This window comes from Flavobacterium sp. CFBP9031 (genome assembly GCF_034044945.1).
In the GTDB taxonomy this organism is placed as follows: Bacteria; Bacteroidota; Bacteroidia; order Flavobacteriales; family Flavobacteriaceae; genus Flavobacterium.
In genome coordinates this window covers 322,658-340,374 of the sequence record NZ_JAXCWF010000006.1, presented here as the reverse complement: position 1 = coordinate 340,374, position 17,717 = coordinate 322,658, and the positions used below count along the sequence as shown (strand labels likewise).

The 17,717-nt window shown below is 36.3% G+C and carries 19 protein-coding genes; 10 read left to right on the top strand and 9 right to left on the bottom strand.

All coding sequences use genetic code 11. The annotated features are described in order from the left end of the window. Nucleotides 1-138: 138 nt before the first annotated feature. Nucleotides 139-900 (bottom strand): alpha/beta hydrolase, encoded by a 762-nt coding sequence (locus SOM12_RS12955; protein WP_320493719.1) that lies wholly within the window; start codon nucleotides 898-900, stop codon nucleotides 139-141. Between the two features lie 209 nt (nucleotides 901-1,109). Then, nucleotides 1,110-1,526 (bottom strand): OsmC family protein, encoded by a 417-nt coding sequence (locus SOM12_RS12950; protein ID WP_095929114.1) that lies wholly within the window; start codon nucleotides 1,524-1,526, stop codon nucleotides 1,110-1,112. Nucleotides 1,527-1,727: 201 nt separating this feature from the next. Here SOM12_RS12950 and SOM12_RS12945 point away from each other — a divergent pair, with 201 nt between their 5' ends. From SOM12_RS12945 to SOM12_RS12905, 9 genes are all read left to right on the top strand, one after another. Next, nucleotides 1,728-1,853, top strand: a complete 126-nt coding sequence (locus SOM12_RS12945; RefSeq protein ID WP_320493718.1) for a hypothetical protein — start codon at nucleotides 1,728-1,730, stop codon at nucleotides 1,851-1,853. Nucleotides 1,854-2,023: 170 nt separating this feature from the next. After that, the gene (locus SOM12_RS12940; RefSeq protein ID WP_320493717.1) at nucleotides 2,024-4,582 is read left to right on the top strand and encodes a hypothetical protein; all 2,559 of its coding nucleotides are present in this window, start codon (nucleotides 2,024-2,026) and stop codon (nucleotides 4,580-4,582) included. A gap of 467 nt (nucleotides 4,583-5,049) precedes the next feature. Next, on the top strand, nucleotides 5,050-6,357 hold the full coding sequence (locus tag SOM12_RS12935) for an epoxide hydrolase (protein ID WP_320493716.1): 1,308 nt from the start codon (nucleotides 5,050-5,052) through the stop codon (nucleotides 6,355-6,357). Nucleotides 6,358-6,411: 54 nt separating this feature from the next. Then, nucleotides 6,412-6,825, top strand: a complete 414-nt coding sequence (locus SOM12_RS12930) for a cupin domain-containing protein (protein ID WP_320493715.1) — start codon at nucleotides 6,412-6,414, stop codon at nucleotides 6,823-6,825. Nucleotides 6,826-7,370: 545 nt separating this feature from the next. Further along, nucleotides 7,371-8,357: an alpha/beta hydrolase gene (locus SOM12_RS12925; protein ID WP_320493714.1), complete on the top strand. Its 987-nt coding sequence runs from the start codon at nucleotides 7,371-7,373 to the stop codon at nucleotides 8,355-8,357. Between the two features lie 94 nt (nucleotides 8,358-8,451). After that, on the top strand, nucleotides 8,452-8,862 hold the full coding sequence (locus SOM12_RS12920; protein ID WP_320493713.1) for an organic hydroperoxide resistance protein: 411 nt from the start codon (nucleotides 8,452-8,454) through the stop codon (nucleotides 8,860-8,862). A gap of 61 nt (nucleotides 8,863-8,923) precedes the next feature. Continuing rightward, on the top strand, nucleotides 8,924-9,658 hold the full coding sequence (locus tag SOM12_RS12915; RefSeq protein ID WP_320493712.1) for a DUF1223 domain-containing protein: 735 nt from the start codon (nucleotides 8,924-8,926) through the stop codon (nucleotides 9,656-9,658). A 262-nt stretch (nucleotides 9,659-9,920) separates the two neighbouring features. Then, nucleotides 9,921-10,937: a sensor histidine kinase gene (locus SOM12_RS12910; protein ID WP_320493711.1), complete on the top strand. Its 1,017-nt coding sequence runs from the start codon at nucleotides 9,921-9,923 to the stop codon at nucleotides 10,935-10,937. Further along, entirely contained in the window at nucleotides 10,918-11,685 is a 768-nt protein-coding gene (locus SOM12_RS12905) for a LytR/AlgR family response regulator transcription factor (RefSeq protein ID WP_095929122.1), read from the top strand. Before SOM12_RS12910 ends, SOM12_RS12905 begins: the two co-directional genes overlap by 20 nt. A gap of 209 nt (nucleotides 11,686-11,894) precedes the next feature. Here SOM12_RS12905 and SOM12_RS12900 read toward each other — a convergent pair whose 3' ends face one another. The 7 genes from SOM12_RS12900 to SOM12_RS12870 form a co-directional block, all read right to left on the bottom strand. After that, nucleotides 11,895-12,290, bottom strand: coding sequence for a DoxX family protein (locus SOM12_RS12900; protein ID WP_320493710.1), 396 nt, complete (start codon nucleotides 12,288-12,290; stop codon nucleotides 11,895-11,897). Between the two features lie 497 nt (nucleotides 12,291-12,787). Continuing rightward, on the bottom strand, nucleotides 12,788-13,849 hold the full coding sequence (locus SOM12_RS12895) for a nitronate monooxygenase (RefSeq protein ID WP_320493709.1): 1,062 nt from the start codon (nucleotides 13,847-13,849) through the stop codon (nucleotides 12,788-12,790). A gap of 6 nt (nucleotides 13,850-13,855) precedes the next feature. Continuing rightward, complete coding sequence (locus tag SOM12_RS12890; protein ID WP_320493708.1) at nucleotides 13,856-14,230, bottom strand: nuclear transport factor 2 family protein; 375 nt, start codon at nucleotides 14,228-14,230, stop codon at nucleotides 13,856-13,858. A gap of 17 nt (nucleotides 14,231-14,247) precedes the next feature. Then, nucleotides 14,248-14,988 carry an SDR family oxidoreductase gene (locus tag SOM12_RS12885; protein WP_320493707.1) on the bottom strand — a complete coding sequence of 247 codons (741 nt, stop codon included), beginning with the start codon at nucleotides 14,986-14,988 and terminating at the stop codon, nucleotides 14,248-14,250. Nucleotides 14,989-15,006: 18 nt separating this feature from the next. Further along, a complete protein-coding gene (locus SOM12_RS12880; RefSeq protein WP_095929127.1) occupies nucleotides 15,007-15,225 on the bottom strand; it encodes a tautomerase family protein in 219 nt (72 codons plus the stop codon). Nucleotides 15,226-15,237: 12 nt separating this feature from the next. Then, nucleotides 15,238-15,771: a YceI family protein gene (locus SOM12_RS12875; RefSeq protein ID WP_095929128.1), complete on the bottom strand. Its 534-nt coding sequence runs from the start codon at nucleotides 15,769-15,771 to the stop codon at nucleotides 15,238-15,240. 85 nt (nucleotides 15,772-15,856) lie between these two features. Then, entirely contained in the window at nucleotides 15,857-16,441 is a 585-nt protein-coding gene (locus SOM12_RS12870) for a Crp/Fnr family transcriptional regulator (protein ID WP_095929129.1), read from the bottom strand. A gap of 215 nt (nucleotides 16,442-16,656) precedes the next feature. On the opposite strand from SOM12_RS12870, the gene SOM12_RS12865 reads away from it, so the two are divergent. Beyond that, the gene (locus SOM12_RS12865; RefSeq protein ID WP_095929130.1) at nucleotides 16,657-17,490 is read left to right on the top strand and encodes a universal stress protein; all 834 of its coding nucleotides are present in this window, start codon (nucleotides 16,657-16,659) and stop codon (nucleotides 17,488-17,490) included. The last annotated feature ends 227 nt before the right edge of the window (nucleotides 17,491-17,717 follow it).

Sequence of the window (17,717 nt, the reverse complement as noted above, 5' to 3'; positions counted from 1 at the left end):
TGTGAGAAACAAAATAATCCATAGAGTTTTTGCAGTAATAAAAAACCAAACCTTTTATGAAAAAGATTTGGTTTTATCATAGAAATCGAAATGACAAGCTTATGTATGAATTTATAATTAACAATTAACCATTCACAATTATTTTGATGCTTCAATAATCACATTTGCCACTTTCTCTGGCTGAGAAATAAATACCACGTGGCTACCTTTAATTTCAGTGATTTTGGTGTTAGAACGTTTGTACATTGCGTGCTGAATACTCGGAACAATACTTTTATCTTCAGTCGCTACGATTCCGTAAGAAGGTTTAGTTCTCCAAGCAGCTTTAGTTATTGGTGTTAAAAAGCCTTGCGCATGAAAAGCACCTTGCGAAGCATACATAAAATCGGCTTGTTCTTTGCTTAAGTCTCCCGCAAAACCAGCGTGAAATTTAGCTTTGTCATAATACGCAATTCCTTTTTCATCTGGAGGCAATACACCATTTTCTGGAGCTGGAGGAGCAGTTTGCAACCATTGAACAGAATTTTCGCCATTATCAGGCTGTAAAGCCGCTACATAAACCAAAGCCGCTACTTTAGGGTGATTTCCAGCTTCTGTAATTACTGTTCCTCCCCAAGAATGTCCAACCAAAATTGTGGGTCCGTCTTGTTTGTCTAAAGCTAAGTTTGTGGCTTTAACATCATCTTCTAAAGAACTCAACGGATTTTGAACAATGGTTACATTATAGCCTTTTTTAGTCAAAACTTTGTATAAACCTTGCCATCCAGAGCCATCTGCAAATGCACCGTGAACCAATACGACATTTTTGATTTTAGGATTAGTTTGTGCGTTTACGTTTGTGAATGCGAAACTAAAAATTAGTATTGCGAATGCTAAAAAGCTTTTAAATATTGTTTTCATTTTTATAAAATTTTAGATTGTAAATATGTTTTGTCCCAGTTTTGTCATTTCGACGAAGGAGACTCAAGCGATAGCGAACTGGCGAAGCAAATCTTCGCAAGCAACTCTACAAAGATTGGTGATATTCTTTGTGGAATTTCTGGCGTGTCCTTCGACTTCGCTCAGGAAGACAAAGCTTTGGAATTTGGGATTTTTGTATTGGGATTTATTTAAAGTAAAGTGATTGATAAAGTAATCTCAGTATTCAGCAATTTAGAAATTGGACAAATTTCTTTTGCTTTTTGAGCGGTTTGCTGAAACTCTTCTGCAGAAATTCCGGGTACTTTTCCAGTCAATTCTAACTGAATTAAGGTGATCGTTCCGTCTTCAAAAGTTACTTTAGCTGTTGTATCTAAGTCTTCTGGAACGAAACCTGCTTCAGATAATAAAAAGCTTAACTGCATAGTAAAACACCCAGAATGTGCCGCTGCGATTAATTCCTCAGGATTGGTTCCAACACCTTGCTCAAAACGAGTTTTGAATGATAATTGGGCATTATCTAAAGTTGTGCTTTGTGTACTAATGGTTCCTTTTCCTTCCATTCCTGTACCTTTCCAGTTTGCGTTTGCTCTTCTTGTAAATTTCATGATTTCTATTTTTTAAAGTTATTTTTTAAGATGTTCAAATCATTTCTTTGATTTTGATGAGACAAAGGTATAGGGAAAGTGTTTATTAATCAAATTAATAATTTTTTATAGTTATAAATATAATTTATAACCATTGATTAGATTGAGGTTAGAACACAAAAGACTTAAAATAATAATTTTCTGTAAAACTTCCTTTTGAAAATGAGTGCCCTAGCCCCGATAGAAGTGGAAATCCTTTTGTGCTGGGGTTCAGCACAAAAGATTGTAACGGATAGCGGGAAACAGCTCCTAATCAATATCAATGCTTCATTTTACCTTACCTTATAGGTGCAGATTAAAAATTTTTGGTTTGAGAAAAGAAAGAGCATTTAGATACTTATTTGGTTTCAAATTATAATCTGAAACAAAGTAAGTGTCTGATTTGTAGTTTTATTTATGCGGTGAATTTAATTTTATACGAAAGAATTTTATAAGACGATCGAGAAAATAAATTTTCAATGAATAATCTAACTTTTAAATTTATGAGAAATGCTTTTCTAATAATTGGAGTTTGTTTGAGTTCAATTTTGTTCTCCTGCAAAAAAGATAAAGATACTGAGCAGTCAAGTTCTGAAACTGGAAAGTCTGATACTGCCGACTCTACATTAATTTCAGATCGTGGCTGGCCTCGGGAAGCCGAAAATAACGGGACAAAACTAGTTTATTATCAGCCTCAGGTAGACGACTGGAAAGATTTTAAGGAACTTACAGCGAGAGTAGCTTTTTCGCTGACTCCAAAAGATGGAAAACAGGTTTTGGGAGTGGCTTCTTTGAAGGCAGAAACATTGGTAGACAAAGACAATCGAAGCGCTTTTATTAAAAATCTTCAGGTAACCGATATCCGGTTTCCAGCTCTTGATGAAAAGAAAGTTCCTGAAATGGAAAAGCTTTTTAAAGAAACGTTGCCTCAGAGCGGAGATCCTATTTCGGTAGATCGTATTTTGGCAGATTTAAGTCATACCAAAAGTCCGCCAAAGGGAATTGCGGCTAAAAACGATCCTCCAGCCATTTTTTACAGTACGAATCCATCGATTTTGCTTATTGTGCAAGGCGAACCGGTTTTGGTGCCTGTAGAAAAATCGGATATCCAATATGTGGTAAATACCAATTGGGATTTGTTTTTTGATAAAACCACAAAAGATTATTATTTATTGGTAGAGAATATCTGGCTGACTTCGAAAAATATTGCAGGTAAATGGACAAAAACAACCAAATTGCCTTCGGGTTTAAGCAGTCTGCCTTCGGGACAGAATTTTGATGATGTTAAGAAAATGATTCCGCCGCCTTCTTCTGGAAACGCTCCAGAGGTTTTCTACAGCAATAAACCTGCTGAATTGATTGCGATAAACGGAAGTCCGAAATTCGTTAAAATTCCAGGAACTAAATTACTATATATTGACAATACTGAAAATGATATTTTTGCCGATGAAAACAAAGGTCAGTATTATGTACTATTATCTGGAAGATGGTTTAAGTCTAAAGAGTTAACTGGACCGTGGAGTTATGCCAGTAATAGTCTTCCTGCTGATTTTGCTAAAATTCCGAAAGATTCTCCGCGTGCCAATGTATTGTCATCGGTGCCAGGAACGCAGGAAGCCAATGATGCGGTAATGTTATCACAGGTTCCAACAACGGCTATTTTAAAGAAATCGGATGCTGAGGCAAAAGTAAAAGTAACCTACGATGGAGGAACGCCTCAGTTTAAACCTATTGACGGAACCAAAATGCAATATGCAAGCAATACACAAGAGAAGATTATAAAGGTAGGCGACTTGTATTATTTGTGTTTTCAGGCGGTTTGGTTTATGTCGACAAATCCGAACGGACCTTGGAAAACATGCGATTCTGTGCCGAAAGAAATATATACGATTCCGCCAAGTTCGCCAGTATACAACGTAACGTATGTAACGCAAACTACAACCGATACAACGGTAGAAAGTAGTGCAACAGCGGGTTATTTAGGTGCTTTTATTATTGGTGCAACATTCGGCGCGATATTGACTTATGGCACAGGATGGTATTATCCGCCTTATATGTATTATGGCGGACTGTATCCAATTTATCGTCCGTGGCCTTATGCGTATGGAGGAGGAGCGGTTTACAATCCGTGGACGGGAGGTTATGCCGCAGGAAGACGCGTTTACGGACCTTATGGTGCTGCTGGAACTTCGGCTTGGTATAATCCTGCAACAGGAAGATACGGGCGTTCTGCAAGTGTTCAGGGCTGGTATGGCGGGCGCACTGCTGCAAGTACTTATAATCCGTGGACGGGAAATTATGCGAGAACCAACCAAGGACATAATGCGTATGCACAATGGGGACATTCGGCTGCTACAAACGGAAATCAGTGGGCGCAGACAGGTCATATTACAACGCGACGCGGTACGGCAATTGGTTATGAAACTTCGGGTGGAAATAAAGGTGTAATTACGCATAGAAGAGGTGGAGGAACTACGATTCATACCAATAATAATGTGTACGCTGGTCACGATGGACATGTTTATAAAAGAGATGCCAACGGAAACTGGAGTCATTACAATAATGGAAATGGTGGCTGGACGCAAGCAGGAACTTTGGGTTCGTCCAAAAAAGCGGGCGATGCGATTCAGCGTAATAAACCGAATCAGGGACTTGGTGCAAATGGAGCGGGAGAGAGAATTCAGCGTGACAGACCTAATGAAGGGCTTGGCGCAAATGGTGCTGGCGAAAGAATTCAGCGTGATAATTTGCCAAAAGCGAATCAAAACCTAGGAGGCGAAACCCGAATGGGAGACGGAATGCAGCGCGATAATTTCCCTAAAGCAGATCAAACCCTCGGACAGTCAAATAAACCGCTCGGAGAAGCTGGACATCCAGACATTACAAACGATTTGGATCGCTCGGCTCTTTCTAGAGATCGCGGAGAAATGCAAACGCGTAATTTCCAAAATATCCAAAGAGATGGAGGCCGTTTTAATGGTGGAGGCTTCGGCGGTGGCGGTTTCAGAGGCGGAGGAGGCTTTAGAGGAAGAAGATAAAAGTGAAGGTTAAATTTAATTCAGAAAATCAGGATGGTGGTAAAATACTAATCCTGATTTTTTTTTTGCTCATTTTGCCACAAAGGCAGGAATTCACAAAGGCTTTACATGCTGTTTATTTAACCCCAAAGAGCGCAAAGGTTTACGCAAAGCACACAAAGATATTTTTAGAGTCAAACTTATTATAGGTATTGAGAACACAAAGCTGTGAGAATAAAACTTAGCGACTTCGCGTCTTTGCGAGATTAAAAACTTCGCTCCCGATAGCTATCGGGATTGCGTAAATCCTTGCGCTCTTTGCGGTTAATCTCTCAAACATTTTACCTCTCAAAATTCACAACTCACGGCCTGTCCATTTCACCTTAGAGTTTGTCCGTTTCACCTATTTTCTGATTTCGTATGAAGGGTTATCGAAATACTTTTGACAAAGAAATTAACAAATAACACTAATTTAAAAATCAAAAAAAATGAAAACATCTCAGAGAAATAGACATTCTTTTATTCAAACAATTGCTGCGGGAACTTTTATGTTATTAGCATCAGCTTCTTTCGCACAGAACAAAGACAAGCAAAATAAAAATGATGCGAATTTAATTCGTCCTTATCATATTGCCGTTTCACAGGAAGCGATTACAGATCTTCGAAATCGTATCAATGCTACAAGATGGCCAGATCAAGAAACGGTTAGCGATCAGTCACAAGGGGTACAATTAAATCAGATTCAGCGTCTGGTAAAATATTGGGGAACAGATTATGATTGGCATAAGGCCGAAGATAAACTAAATGCGTTGCCTCAGTTTATAACCAACATCGACGGACTGGATATTCAGTTTGTACATGTAAAATCGAAACACAAAAATGCAATGCCACTAATTATTACGCATGGCTGGCCAGGTTCGGTTTTTGAGCTTTTAAAAGTGGTTGGGCCGCTTACAGATCCGACTTCGTACGGAGGAAAAGCAGAAGATGCTTTCGATTTAGTAATTCCGTCAATGCCAGGTTATGGTTTTTCTGAAAAACCAAAAGGAACGGGTTGGGGGCCAGAGAAAATTGGAAACGCTTGGGATGTTTTAATGAAACGTTTAGGTTATAAACATTATGTTTCGCAGGGTGGCGATTGGGGTTCTGTAATCGCAGATGCTATGGCGCGACAAGCCCCAGAAGGTTTGTTAGGAATTCATGTAAATATGCCAGCGACAGTTCCCGCTGATATTGCTAAGGCGCTAAAAGACGGTGATTCAGCTCCTCAAGGATTATCGGTCAAGGAAAAAGCGGCTTTTAATTCACTAAACAAATTATATACAAAAGGTGGCGGTTATGCTGGAATGATGGTAACACGTCCGCAGACTTTAGGTTATGGATTGACAGATTCTCCTGTTGGATTGGCTTCATTTTTTTTGGATAAATTCAATGATTGGACATACAGTGGAGGAAATGCCGAACAAGCACTTACGAAAGATGAAATGCTAGACGATATTTCATTGTATTGGCTAACTAATACAGCTAATTCTTCGGCTCAATTGTATTGGGAAAATAACAATAACAATTTTAATGCTTTCGAACAGAAAACAGCTGAGATTAAAGTTCCAGTTGCGATTACGGTATTCCCTGGAGAGATTTATCAGGCACCAAAAAGCTGGGCTGAAAAAGCATACAAAAACTTGTCTTACTATAATGAGGTAAGCAAAGGCGGGCATTTCGCTTCATGGGAAGAGCCACAAATTTTTACTATTGAACTTCGCGATGCTTTCAGAAGTTTAAGAGGAAAACACTAATTCAAATTTTATTAAACAAATACAAAATACGCAAACTAAAAAACAGAAAAAATAATGGAAACGAAAAAACAAAAAACATGGGTTATAATCGCAATTATTGTTTTAGGAATCATTGCCTTTTTAGTTCCGAATCAAATTACAGCACAAACTGGCGTTAAACGCGTTGATTTGCAAAAACATGATCTAAGCGTTCCGGGACGCGAAATGGTTCAGGCAAGAATCGATTTTGACGGACATTCGGCTTTTGGGAAACATTCTCATCCGGGCGAAGAAGTGATTTATGTGGTTGAAGGTTCGCTGGAGTATCAGATTGAAGGAGAAAAGCCAGTGACTTTAAAGGCGGGCGAAGTGCTTTTTATTCCAGCAGGTGTGGTGCATTCGGCTAGAAATAATACAAATGCGAAAGCATCAGAACTGGCGACTTATATTGTGGAAAAAGGGAAACCGATTTTGGTTATGAAAAAATAGTTTCACGTTGAATGCGTGTAGTTTTTAACGCAGAGTGCGCAAAGTATTTTCGCAAAGTACGTGAAGTTCTGCTTAAAGAGAATGTCAGTAGATATTAAGTTCGCAAAGCTTTGTGTGATTATTGGGCTTTTTTAATCTCGCAAAGGCGCTAAGTCGCAAAGTTTTATTCTTACAAAGCTTTGCGAACTTAGGAGAAACTTAGTTTCAACTCAAAAACCTTTGTGAGCTTTGGGAAAATCCTTTGTGCACTCTGCGATCTTTGTCTGATTATTGGGTTTTTCTAATCTCGCAAAGACGCGAAGTCACAAAGTTTTATTTACACAGCTTTGCGAACTTAAAAGAAACTTAGTTTCAACTCAAAAAAACCTTTGTGTTCTCTGCGAATGCTTTGCGCTCTTTGCGTTAAAATTATCCCAAATTAAAGCCTGTCCATTTCAGCCCCAACTTTGTCCACTTCACCTTTTTTTACCTTTTAAAACAAACAATGTCAAGATACCTTTGACGAAGAAAATAACTGATAATCAACTAATCAAATAATAAAAATTATGAAAACACTATCCAATATTCTAATCGCTATTCTTTTTATGAATGCAGCTTTTACTCAAGCACAAACTTCAAAACAAAAAACAATTGAGGTAAACAGTTCACTTGGAGCTTTAAAACAAATCAACGCTGGATTATTAAATGTAGGTTATACCGAAGCAGGTCCGTCAAATGGAACTCCAGTGATATTGCTTCACGGCTGGCCTTACGATATTCACAGTTATAACGAAGTCGTTCCGATTTTAGTAGCAAAAGGTTATCACGTTTTTACACCATACTTACGCGGATTTGGAACTACGACTTTTCTTTCGAAAGATACTTTCAGAAACGGTCAACAAGCTGCTTTAGCCAGTGATATTATCGCTTTTATGGATGCGCTTAAAATTGATAAAGCTGTAATTGGCGGTTTCGATTGGGGAGCGAGAACTGCGGTGGTAGTATCGGCACTTTGGCCAGAACGCGTAAAAGGTTTGGTTTCAGTAAGTGGTTATTTGGTGGTGAATCTAGAAGCAAATTTAAAACCGCTTCCTCCAACAGCTGAGTTAGGATGGTGGTACCAATATTATTTCGCAACCGAAAGAGGAAAACAAGGTTACACACAAAACACTTACGATTTCAATAAACTAATCTGGAAAATCGCTTCTCCGTTATGGAATTTTGATAAAGTAACTTACGATCAAACCGCACAGTCTTTTGATAATCCAGATCACGTAGCGATTGTGATTCATAATTACAAATGGAGACAATCTCTTGAAGGAGGAGAAACAAAATACGATAATCTAGAAAAACGCCTTGCTACAAAACCAGAGATTAAAGTGCCAACCATTACAATAGGAAGTGATTTTGACGGCGCTTTCGCGGATGGAAAAGCGTACACCAACAAATTCACCGGAAAATACGAACACAGAGTTTTAAAGGGAATCGGACACAACGTTCCCCAAGAAGATCCAAAGGCGTTTGCACAAGCGATAATTGATGTCTCGAAGTAAATTCCAAATTCCAAATTTAATTGCAATTACAATATCAAAATCAATATCAATAAACATTTCACTTTTTACAAATAACATTTTACACAAAAAAATCATGGAAACAAAAGTTTTATACACAGGAAAAACACGCACGACAGGCGGTAGAGAAGGAGCTTCTCAAAGTTCAGACGAACAATTGAATATCAAATTAAGTGCACCGGGATCTTCACGTCCTGGAACAAATCCGGAGCAATTGTTTGCAGCGGGATGGTCGGCTTGTTTTATTGGAGCTTTAGGAATTGCGGCTTCTAAACTTGGGGTTAGACTTCCTGCCGAAACTGCGGTATATGCCGAAGTAGATTTGTGCGTAACAGAAGGAGAATATTCGCTTCAGGCAAGATTAAATATTAGTCTTCCTGGAATTGACACTTCAACAGCAGAAGCTTTGGCGGCGCAAGCGCATCTGACTTGTCCATATTCTAAAGCAACGAGAGGGAATATAAACGTTGAGATTAATATTCTTTAAAAGAGTTTTAAGTTGCTGAACCTGCAAGGTTTTTAAAACCTTGCAGGAAATAAAATAAATTATGAAAAAGATAAAAATTTTAAGTGGTTTTATACTGCTGTTTTTTTTAATTGGAAACAGCGTTTTTAGTCAAAACAACTCAAAAGGTTTTGCACTTTTAGAATTATATACTTCCGAAGGCTGTTCGAGCTGTCCGCCTGCGGATGAATTGCTAGGGAAAATTCAGAATGAATACCGAGATAAAAATGTTTATGTATTGGCTTATCATGTCGATTATTGGGACAAACAGGGCTGGAAAGACATTTTTAGTAATGCCGATTTTACCAAAAGACAATACGATTACGCCCAATTTATGGGAAAAGAACCGATTTATACGCCTCAAGTAATCATTAACGGAAAAACTGATTATATCGGTTCTCAGGAAACGAGTCTCAGAAACGGAATTAAATCGGCACTTTCAAAGCCAGTTTCGGCGAGTTTAAATTTAGAGACGAGTCAAAATGAAAATTCACTTTCAGTAAATTATAACGTTGAAGGCACTTCAAAAAATAGTCGTTTATTGCTTGCAGTTGTTCAGAAAGAAGCTAAAAGCAATGTAAAAAGAGGCGAGAATGCGCATCGGGTTTTATCGCATTATCAAATTGTTCGTAATCTCCAATCTGTAGATTTAAACAAAGCCAAAAAAGGAACAGCATCAATTCATCTTCCTAAAAATTATAATGCACAGGATTTTGAAATCATTGGTTTTGTTCAAGATATGAATTCAGGTGCTATTTTGGGAGTTAAGAAGGCTTAGATTTTTTGTTTCACGCAGATTTAAATTGATTTTAGCAGATTTTGCAGATTTTTTTTGATTCTAGTTTTCCGCCCTGTTTGTCATACCGAGGAACGAGGGATCTCCGTGAGTAGCTCTACAAAATGAGAATAAAAAAAACTTTGCGCCTTAGCGACTTTGCGAGATTAAAATTTATCTGCGCATATCTCCTAAAATCAATTTAAATCTGCGTGAAATCTTTTTCAAATAAACTTATCTTTGATCATAACAAACCAATTACAATATGGAAAAAACAAAACGTTTTCAGGTTTCGCTCAAATTCATTTGGGGAAGTTCTATTGCATTGGCGATTCTGGCTTCGATTCCTAAATTATTTGATGCCGGTTCAACATCTGGAGATATTGTCATAAACTCTTCGATTACATTGTTGTTTTCCCTTTTTATATGGTATTACAATATTTATAGTTTACCAAAATTTTCTGCTAATCATGCCAATAAAAGCCTTTTTAACTGGAAGCTTTTACTGAGTGTTATTCTAGGGATTGTCTTAATGGTGATTTTGGTAATCGCACATCAGGAACTGTTTCAGGTTTCAAAAATGGATGCGCCAATCATGTTCGAACTTCGTGGAGTTTTGATCAACTTGATTGTCTATATGTTCTTGCATCTTCTTTTTCAAAACTACCAAACGCAACAAATGGGAGTTGAGCTAGAACGCACAAAAGCGGTAAACCTTGGCGCTCAATACGAATTATTGAAACAACAGGTAAATCCGCATTTTTTATTTAATAGTCTGAATACGCTAAAATCTATGGTCGACATTCAAGATCCGCAGAGTTCTGATTTTATCTTGAAATTATCCGATTTTTATCGTTTTACGCTTGAAAGTCGAAAAATGGATTTGATTCCGCTGAGCGAAGAAATTCAAATTCTGGATTCATACGTTTATCTGCTGAAAGCGCGTTTTGAAGACGGATTTGTTTTAGAAAATGAAATTGATCCAAAGCAATACGATTCGGCAATTCCGCCTTTTACTTTGCAGTTATTAATAGAAAACTGCATCAAACACAATGTCGTTTCTTTAGATAAACCTCTCAAAATAAAACTGTATACAGAAAATGAGTTTTTGGTAGTTGAAAATAAAATTCAGCTTAAAAGAGGCGCTGTGTCTACAGGTGTTGGTTTAGATAATATCAACCAGCGTTTTATGCACCTGATTCATAAAGAAATTGAAATTGAAAAAGACGAAACTACCTTTAAAGTAAAAATACCACTAAATTATGACTATCATAATAATTGAAGATGAAGTAAAAACGGCCAAAGCACTTGGTCAATTAATTCTGAGCATCAGACCCGATGTTCAGATTTTGTCTTATATACAAAGCATTGACGGCGCAGTAGATTATCTTTTAGAAAACGATCAGCCAGATCTTATTTTTATGGATATTCAACTGGCAGACGGTCAGTGTTTTGAGATTTTTAAGAATGTTGAGGTCTTGTCGCCTGTCATTTTCTGTACCGCTTTTGATGATTATGCCATCGAAGCATTCAAATCAAACGGAATTGATTATGTTCTAAAACCTTTTTCTAGAGACAGCATTTCGCAGGCTTTAAAGAAAGCGGGAGAATTGAAAAACTTCTTTCAGAGAAATAAAAAAGCCATGCCCGATTTTGATTATTTATTGACTAGAAATGGCGAAAATAAAGGGAAAAGCAGTTTTTTAGTTTTCAAAAACAATAAATATCAAACCGTTTTAACCGAGAATATTGCGTTTTTCTTCATCAAAAACGAAACGCCAACGATTATGACTTTAGACAAAAACGAATATCCCTTAACGCAGTCTTTAGACGAAATTCATAAGCTTTTATCGCCAATTCAGTTCTTTAGAATCAACAGACAATATTTGGTTAATTTTTCGGCTATTCGAGAAGCAGAACATTATTTTTCGCGAAAAATAATTGTAAAACTAAGTGTTCCAACAGAAGAAAAATTATTGGTTGGAAAAGAAAAAGCAACGGCATTTTTAAGCTGGTTAGAAAACCGATAAACCAGTTAATCTCTCTTTTTATGAGATAATTAACTGGCTTCATTTTATAATCCTGGAAACATAAAACAGCTTATAAAAAACAAAGCTGAAAGTACAAAACAGAGAATTAGAATGATCTTTTTCATTGTGATTTATTGTAGAGAATTAGACAAAAAATAATAAAATGCCTAATATCAATTATTAGGCATTTTTATTTTGATATATTTTCTTTAGTTTATTTCTGATGGAGTATAAGTTGCGGTGTATAATTTTCTATACATTGCATACGTAACACTTACCATTACAAAAGCAATAATGGCATCGGTTGCTGCGCCAAAACCTAAAACGGCAATTTTGGAAAAGAAAGCAAAGATGATATCGAAAAATATGCCTGCGAAAACCCATTCTTTCAATCGTAATAATTTGTTCGGAATTAAAAGCGTAATGACACCAGCTACTTTAAAAACGCCAAGGATGTAAATGAAATGTGCTGGATAACCCAATTGTTGTGTGATACCCCAAACCAATGGATTATTTGTTAATTCGAAGAAACCGCTTGCGCCAAACCATAAAGAAGTTAATACTGCGCCTGTCCAATAGATAATTTTTGTTGTTTTTGAGTTCATGATTTTGATATTTAAAGTTATTTAACGGTACAAATGTGCGTTGAAAGCCTTAAAAACGAAATCGAAATTATGTTGAAGCGGACAAATTTCGGGGTGAACTGGACGCTGCTGGGCTTGTGTTTTTTAACGCAAAGTTCGCTAAGGTTTTTTCTCTCTGGATTGCGTTTTAAGTTCGCAAAGCTTTGTGAAGAAAAACAATATGAAATTCTCGCAAAGTCGCAGAGTCGCAAAGTTTTTTATTTTTTAAAGCCACAGATTAAACAGATTAAAAGGATTTATCTCTCGCAGATTTGGCACATTCATTGGGATTTTTTAATATTAAAAATATAATCTGCTCAATCTGCCAAATCTGCGAGAGGTAAAAAAACTTTGCGACTCTGCGACTTTGCGAGATTAAAAAAAATTACGCACAAGCTTAACAGCTAGTAAGACCTTTGCGAACTTAAAATCTCCAGCATTTATATATAAAAAACCTTCGCGAACTTTGCGTTAAAAAACTACACCGACATTTCAGCAATTAAATACTGCATTAATTCGCTGGCTTTATGGTATTTTAAATTGCTTGTATTTTGTCCCGACCAAAAACTAATCATGTCGGTTCTTCCTTGGGCGAGTGCGGCTACTTTTAAAGGTGCAATTAATTTGGTTTGAAGAGGAAAAGGAAGCACTTCTGTTTCAAAAGGAACAGCGTCAGAGATTTTATTGCTAATCATTCGACCCATTCTTCCTGTAAGCGATTTTGAAACCGTAGTTGGAACATTCGGATGAGTAAAAAGCATTTCTTTATGAACAGGCGCGGCGCCCGATTCATCTGTAACCATAAAAGCAGTTCCTAATTGTACAGCATCGGCACCTAAGGTTAGAGCGGCGGCGATTCCTTTTGCGTCTATGATTCCGCCTGCAGCAATGATTGGTGTTTTAGTTTTTGCTTTTAATTGCTGAACAAGACTGAACAATCCTGTAAAAGAATCTTGTGCCGGTTTTAAGAAAGAAGGTCTGTGTCCGCCAGCTTCAAATCCTGCTGCGATAATCGCATCTACTTCTGCATCTTCTAGCGCAAGTGCTTCTTCTAAAGTTGTTGCCGCGCCAATGGTTTTTATGCCTAGTTTTCGGCTTTCTTTCAGTATTTCTTTTGACGGAATTCCGAAAATAAAACTGAAAACAGCGGGTTGGAGTTCGAATAAAACTTCTACTTGTTTTTCAAATTTAGAAGGAATGTTCGAAGATAAATCAGGAAGCGGAATCCCTAATTCATCAAAATAAGGTTTAAAATTCTGTTTTATCTTTTCCAGTTTTTCTGGAGGATAATTTAGAAGTTCTTTGTCAACATCATTAACCCATAAATTGATATTGTAAGGTTTAGAAGTAGCTAGTTTAATTTCTTTTCCAGCTTCTCTAATTTCTTCAGGTGTGAGTGTGTAAGCGCCATAACTGCCTAATCCGCCGGCATTGCTTACAGAAGCCAATAGAGCGGCAGTTGAAAAACCACCACCCATTGGACCTTGTAAAATTGGATACTCAATACCTAGTAATTGTGTTATTTTGGTTGAATTCCACATTGTATTTTAATTTACTTTAGTTGCTAATTTGTTACTGATAACCCATTTGCCATCAACAACGATAAGACTTAAAAGGTCATAATAATTATACTCGAATATCGGAACTTGAACTTTCGCGACAGCGGTATTATTGATAATTTCTAAAGATAGGATTTTCATTTTGAATTCTTCTCCCAATTCCTTTGGACTTTTACGGTTTTTTACGCCTTCCAGATATTGATTTACGGTTTTAAAATGAGTTTCCCCATTAATATCAAAACCAACAATTGCCTCTTGATGAAAAACACTTCGCAATAAAGGAACATCACCAGTATAAATTCCGTTAAAATAATTCATAAGCATAGCTGTAATCAGAGCTGCATTTGTGCCAAAATTTTCCATGATTTTAAGTTTTGAAGTTATCGGATACTGTGTCCAGCAACGTGTCCGCCGTCTAAATTAATGATTTCGCCAGTTACAAAATTGCTTTCGGCCAAATAAAGAGCCAATTGCGCCACATCGTGGGTTTCTCCAATTCGTTTTAATAGATGTAATCCTGCCAAACTATCGGCATTATCGACACCTGTTTTAGCTTGAAGCGGACTTCTAATAATCCCTGGAGCAATCGCATTTACTCTAATATTGTTTTTTCCGAATTCTGCAGCAAGTTGTCTTGTAAAGGCATGAACGCCGCCTTTGCTAGAAATAGGCGCAGTTGCAGGAAATCCGTCGATGGCATGATCTACTAAAACAGTTCCGATGTTAATAATAGATCCTTCACCTTGTTGCAGCATTTGTTTTACAGCCGCTTGACTTGTAAAATAAGTTCCTTTTAAATTAATGTTTAAAAAACGATCTAAGTCTTGTTCTTCAACATCTAAGAAAGCTTGCGGCTGGAATATCCCCGCATTGTTTACCAATACATCAACACTTCCGAAACGGTCTAAAGCAGTTTCAACTAATTCTTTTCCGGTTGCAATACTGCTTACATCACCGTGTACCATTGCAAGTTGATTCGCATGTCCTAATTCTTTAAAAGTAGTTTCAAGATTCTGCAAATTGGCAGAATTGATCACTACATTGTAGCCTTTTTCTAAAAATAACTGAGCTATTGATTTACCGATGCCTGTTGAGGCACCGGTTACTATAATTGTTTTCATTTTTCTGATTTTAAATGATTATTTTTTTTGAGCTGTAATGCCTCTTTCGCGCAAGACAGAAACCTGTTCACCTGCAAATCCCCAATCGTCTAATTCTATTTCTTGAATCACGATGTGTGTAAGGCTCGGATCTTTGTCCAAAACATCAGTTATTAATTGGGTAATGCCAGAAATGAGCTGCTGTTTTTGTTCTCTTGTAACACCTTCACGAGTTACTTCAATTTTTACATATGGCATGATTTCTAAGTATTAAGCAAGTTTTGCTGTTAGGTTTACGTGTAATTCAAATTCGTTGTAAATCAAAGTATCTCCAAGATTGGTGAAGAAATTTCCAGAGCGGAATTTCATATCATATTTGGTGCGGTCAACGATGATTTTAGCAGAAGCTTTCAAATCGTTTTCATTTTTTTCCACTTCCAAATTGAAACCAATTGGATGTGTAATGGCTTTAATGGTAAGATTGCCTTCGATAAAATAAGCTGAAGAAGATTGTTTAGAAACAGCCGTAATGTCTAAAGATGCAGTTTTGAATTTGTCTGTAGAAAAGAAATCCTCAGAAGCCAAATGTCCCGCAAACTGCTGATTTGTTGCAGAGTCGGTAACATCAAGAATAGAGATAGAAGTAGTGTCTATAACGACATTTCCTCCACTAAGTTCGTCATTAGAAAAAGTAAAATTACCATTCTCGATATTAATTGTTCCATTGTGTTGTCCAGTAACTTTTTTTCCAATCCAGTTTACTTGACTTTCAGTATTCGAAATTTTAAAATTTTTAGTTTCCATTATTCTGTATTTTAAATTGTTATTAATTTATAGTACAAAGTAATGGCGGTATTCAAAATAGATTACGTGATGTAGATCACATTCGTCAATGTGGTTTAGAAGCGTTGTACAATCGGCTTAAAGTTTCTCTGGATACACCAAGATAAGCGGCGATTAAATGTTTAGGTACAGTATTGTATAAGGCAGGATAGAGGGCAAGCAATTCTTCGTATCTCGTTTTGGTGTCATTATTCATAAAAGAAAGCAATCTTTTCTGAGAAGCGACATAACCGCGATTGGTTCTCCATCTAAAAAAATGTTCTATTTCGTGTATTTCACTACAGATTTTCTCTCGATCCTGATTTGAAAGAGAAAGAATTTCAACATCCGACACACAATCTACATTAATTGTAGCTTTAGTTTTGTTGTAAAGTGCCGCATAATCAGAAGCCCACCAAGTTGGCATAGCAAACTGTAGGATGTACATTTTTACGTCATCATTGACATAAAAAGACTTTAAACAGCCCGAAACTACAAAATACTCTTTGTCAACATCCTGACTTTCAATAATAATAGTTTGCCCTTTTTTAAAAGTTTCTGTTTTAAAATGCGAAAAGAAATAATCAAACTGTTCGTCTGTTAAGGTGACAATTTTAGAAACATGCTCTTTTAATAAAGATTTGGCATCCATTGCTGAAGTTTTAATAAAAGTAAAAGTAATAAATATTAAAACGGTCAGAGCCGATTATTTTTTTATGGTTTTTAAAGTAAGAAACAAAAAAGGAAAGCCTGTTTTTTCAGAAATGATATTTTACGGTTGAGTCGTTAAAAATGATCATTCAGTTATATAAAAAATGCTTGAAGCCTTTATTTAAGCAATTTTGCGCAAAAGCTTAATTATATTTTATGAATTCACCTCTTACTATAATCGCCGCAACAAATTTTTCTGCCATTGCCACTAATGCAGTTAATTATGCCGCTGGGCTTGCAAAAGCTACAGGAGCAAAATTGGTTTTATTTAATTCATTTTCGCTGAGTGTACACAGTGCAAACTCGCATATTACTGCAGATGCAATGCAGAAACAGATTGATAAAGCAATTTCTAGACTAGAAAATTTAGCCAAAGAAATTGCAGATTCGTTTAAAATTGAAACAGCAGCAATTTGCACCTATTCTTTTTTGGAAGATGAGCTTCCAAAAATTATCAAGGAAACCAATGCAGATGTTGTTGTAATGGGAATGGCAGAACGTTCTTTTGAACAAGAATTACTAGGAAATTCAACTACAACAGCCATTAAGAATCTTCAAATTCCAGTTTTGGCAGTTCCTGAAAATGCCCTTTTCCTAAATATCAAAAAAGTATTATACGCCTGCGATAGTTTGAGTTTTTCGGCTATTAAAAAGTTTAGCTGGATCAAAAATGCTTTAGGAGATTTTGGAGCAGAAATCGAATTTTTTAGCGTAGACGAAAAATTGGACGATTTAAAAGAAGAGCAGCACAGAATTTTAATGAATTCGAATATCGAAAAAGAATTTGAAGACGTAAAATATCTTTATAAAACCGTAAGATCGAATGCGGTTATTAACGAAATTAAGAAGGAAATAAAGAATTATGAGGCCGATTTGCTGATTATGGTGCCTCAAAAATACGGTTTTTGGGATTCTTTGGTCCACAGAAGTAAAACTAGAATTTTGGCAGCAGGGCTAGATATTCCATTATTGTCGTTTCCAAATTATTAAAGATTAATTTGTTTTAAAAACAATGATATAAAAATTACAAGGTTTTTTTGAAGAAATTTTATCAAAATAAATTTTAACAGATTTTTTTTGATTTTAGGGATTCTATAATTTTTAGTGCTTGATGCCGAATTTCAAAAATATATTTTAACATTTAAGGCAGTTTTGTTAATTATTCTTAATTGTCTGCTAGTTTCAGATTTTTTTAAATTAATTTTGTGGCACTCTAA